Here is a 3029-nt window from a genome sequence, read left to right on the forward strand (position 1 = left end):
TTGGATCAAATGCGAACAGTGTCACTGTCCCCCTTGCTATCCGCGTACTGAGGGACCATTTGCATGTCCATGAAGGGCGACTTACCCGGCTTATCGAATTTCTGTTGTGGGTACATGGGGTCGTACCAATACAGAACTTTGCGATCGACTGATGACTCAGGCTTCTGCTCCGGTGCTGCATCCGGTACCGAGCTCACCCTCGGTTGGGCCAACCAGTAACCACCGGCAACCCCCAAAGCAACTGAGATGCTGACAACAAATACCCCTTTCCGTGTTCTAGAGATCATTGAGCGGACTCCCCATAGGCGAAATACAGGCGAGCGCTGGTGAGAGCACGCTGCTCTTCAACATCAATCTGCTTGAGACGGGCTTCGATAAGCTCGCGCCGAGCAGCCACGACGGAGTTCAAATCGCCTTTGCCGGCGCGGTAGCTGGCCATGCTGAGCTCGACCTTCTCCTTGGCCAGAGGCAGCAGACTGTCCAGGGTTCGGCGAACGGCACGATTCAAGCGTTCATAATCGGCCAGATCGTCCTCCAGTTGCTGGGTATGCTTGCGTGACAGGGCTTCCCGCTCGGCCTCTAGCTGGTTGAGTTCAGCGTGCTTGGCCGCAATTTTGGGGTTTTGCCGAGAGTCAGGAAACAGTGGTAGATCCCAGGAAAATTGCACGCTGACCATGTCGCCGAACTGTCGGCCGCGATTCTGATAGTCGACTTCCCAGCTCCAATCCGACTGTTTTTCCGCTTCGGCTTCACGGACCTTGGCTTGCGCTTCGCGGGTCATTGGCGCAAAAGCTGCCAATTCTGGGTGATGTTGCAGCTTATGAGAGTAGTCAGAGGCTTCGACAGGCCATTCAGGCAAGCTGCCCACAGGTTTGTCATTGGCGGCTGGTCCAATCCAGCGCTTCAGGGCAGCTCGGGCCTGCGCTCTCTGACGAATCAGATCGTCCTGCTGCTCTTCCAGTTGTGCCGCTTCCTGTTTGGGCGTTACTGCATCAGCAGGTTGAGCGCGGCCACCGGCAATTTGTGCCCGGACGGTATCGGCCAGCAGACGGTTTTCTTTGTAGAGGTCCTGAAACAGAGTGTCTTTACGCTCAACCGAGTAGCTGTTGATCCAGGCCAACGCCGTGGCCTGACGAACCTTTAGACGTTCGACCCGGCGCTCAGCGGCGGCGCGTTCAATGGCCGCATCAGCGACCTCGATTCGGGCTTTGCGCTTAGCGCTGCTGGGCATCTCCTGACTGACTCCGACCATTCGCATAGTCATGAAGTCTTGGTCGATGCTCCAGCGATCCGGCCCCCCAATGGGGTAGTTCTGTACGCCTAGCAGCAACTTGGGATCGGGTAGTTCACCAGCGGGGATGGCCGCACTACTGGCAGCCTGAATTTTCGCGTCTTGTGCAGTCAGCGACGGCGCATTGTTTTCAGCCAGCTGCAAAGCTTCATCGAGTGTCAATGCGGCAGCGAGACTCGGCAATGCCAGTACGCTTGCCGCCAGGCCGGCCACGAGGGACCACCCTGTGCAATAGCACTTGGAGTTCATGTTCACGATTCCTGTGATGATCCACTGCGCGCTTCATCAGACATGCACGCAGATATGCCATCCCGCTAACGCGGAATGAGGCTCAGTGTGGTACAGGAATCAAATGCGGGGCGGTCGCCATACCCCTGAAGGGGTTTGGACAGGATGGGAGTCTATGGAGATGGACGCTTCGAGGGGGCTAGATAGGGGGACCAGAGGCTTGATGATAGAGACTTGCAGCATGCCGCCGGTCTTACACTCCTGGCCCGGCTTGCAGGGTTTACCATGCTCGGTGGGACTTTTCATGTCATGGCAGCAGTCTTGGCCCATGCCGTCCATCATCGCCATGCCCATGGTTTGCATGGGACACGGCTCTGTCGGCGCCTGAACACCCGCCATCCCACTGAGGGGAAGCGCCAAGCTAATCAGGAATATCAGGCAAAACCGTACATAGCGTGTCATGGACTGAAGTGTAGCCAGTAGAAATGGTGCTAACAATCCCGTTCCCGGCTTCTTGGTTAGCTGCCAGAAACCTCTATTGCGCGCTCATTTCCATTTCAGGACTTAGCGTGCCTAACCATGCGACCAGACAGATGATGAGGATTGCCATCAGGAATTCGAATTTCATGCTGCGGCGCAAGGCATTAACCGCTACAGAGTATTGACCATTGCGAACTGAGCGCTCCAACTGCGGGCTTAAGTGAAAGCGGTTCAGTGTGGCTAAAACGATCATCCCGGCAAAGAGCAGGATCTTCAAAAACAGCAGCTGACCATAGGTACTCAGCATGACCTCATCAAGGTTTGGACCGACGATGAAAAGGTAATTCACGACTCCCGTTACGCTTATGATCGCAACAATCACACCGCCGGCCGACTCAAAGCCAGTCAGCACGCGGGCAAGAATTCGTGCTTCCTCCTCGCCCTTCAGCGATTTCAACCGCAGCAGTAGAGCGAAGGCCGCTAGAGCACCCAACCAGCCACCTGCCGCTAATAAATGGAAAATATCGCTCAGAAAATGCCAGTAGCGGCGGCTGCCTTCGTCCATGGCACCGTGCCCTGTCCAGGCTAGCGTGGCCAACGCGATTGCTCCACACACGGTGACGATCCAGAGGCTGGGTGTCGGAAATCGTTTGTTCAACGCGACGCCCATAATTGCCCCAACCAAGGCGGCTATTCGGACCATCCAGGTCAACCCAACGTCGGTGCCCATGATGACCATTTCAAAAATGTGGTGATGTAGCTCCATAAGCTCCGATACACCGCTCATTGCTTTCGCAAGCAACAACATCGAGGCAAGGGACAGAGCTACACCTGCAACAGAAGTACCGTAAAGAAGCGACTCAAAATTCAAGACCGTGCCCGATACCCTTTCTTTTCCCCTGAGACTGTACAAGCCAAATATGGCCAATCCAAATAACAACATCAGGTCAAAATAGAGAGCAAAGCGAACCACAATATTTATTGAGTCGCTCATGGATCATTTCACTTTGAAGGAAAAGTTGCCGGATGA

3 protein-coding genes and 1 pseudogene are annotated in these 3029 nt (G+C 55.1%); all 4 read right to left on the reverse strand.

The genetic code is table 11. The features are described from left to right. Positions 1-8: 8 nt before the first annotated feature. Positions 9-287 (reverse strand): annotated as a pseudogene (locus HT737_RS31430) (heavy metal-binding domain-containing protein); the annotation flags it as partial. Further along, positions 284-1540, reverse strand: a complete 1257-nt coding sequence (locus tag HT737_RS28890) for a TolC family protein (RefSeq protein WP_042556865.1) — start codon at positions 1538-1540, stop codon at positions 284-286. The pseudogene HT737_RS31430 and the gene HT737_RS28890, both read right to left, overlap by 4 nt. A gap of 99 nt (positions 1541-1639) precedes the next feature. Further along, complete coding sequence (locus HT737_RS32135; protein WP_080896087.1) at positions 1640-1981, reverse strand: hypothetical protein; 342 nt, start codon at positions 1979-1981, stop codon at positions 1640-1642. A gap of 73 nt (positions 1982-2054) precedes the next feature. Continuing rightward, a complete protein-coding gene (gene copD / locus HT737_RS28895; protein WP_042556867.1) occupies positions 2055-2993 on the reverse strand; it encodes a copper homeostasis membrane protein CopD in 939 nt (312 codons plus the stop codon). Positions 2994-3029: the final 36 nt, after the last annotated feature.

Source organism: Pseudomonas sp. MD195_PC81_125, assembly GCF_014060985.1.
GTDB classification, from domain to species: Bacteria; Pseudomonadota; Gammaproteobacteria; order Pseudomonadales; family Pseudomonadaceae; genus Aquipseudomonas; species Aquipseudomonas parakoreensis.

Excerpts from the sequence above, each read along its gene's own strand:
- HT737_RS32135 (WP_080896087.1), bottom strand. The coding sequence starts at position 1,981 with ATGACACGCTATGTACGGTTTTGCCTGATATTCCTGATTAGCTTGGCG.
- HT737_RS28890 (WP_042556865.1), bottom strand. The coding sequence starts at position 1,540 with ATGAACTCCAAGTGCTATTGCACAGGGTGGTCCCTCGTGGCCGGCCTG.
- copD (WP_042556867.1), bottom strand. The coding sequence starts at position 2,993 with ATGAGCGACTCAATAAATATTGTGGTTCGCTTTGCTCTCTATTTTGAC.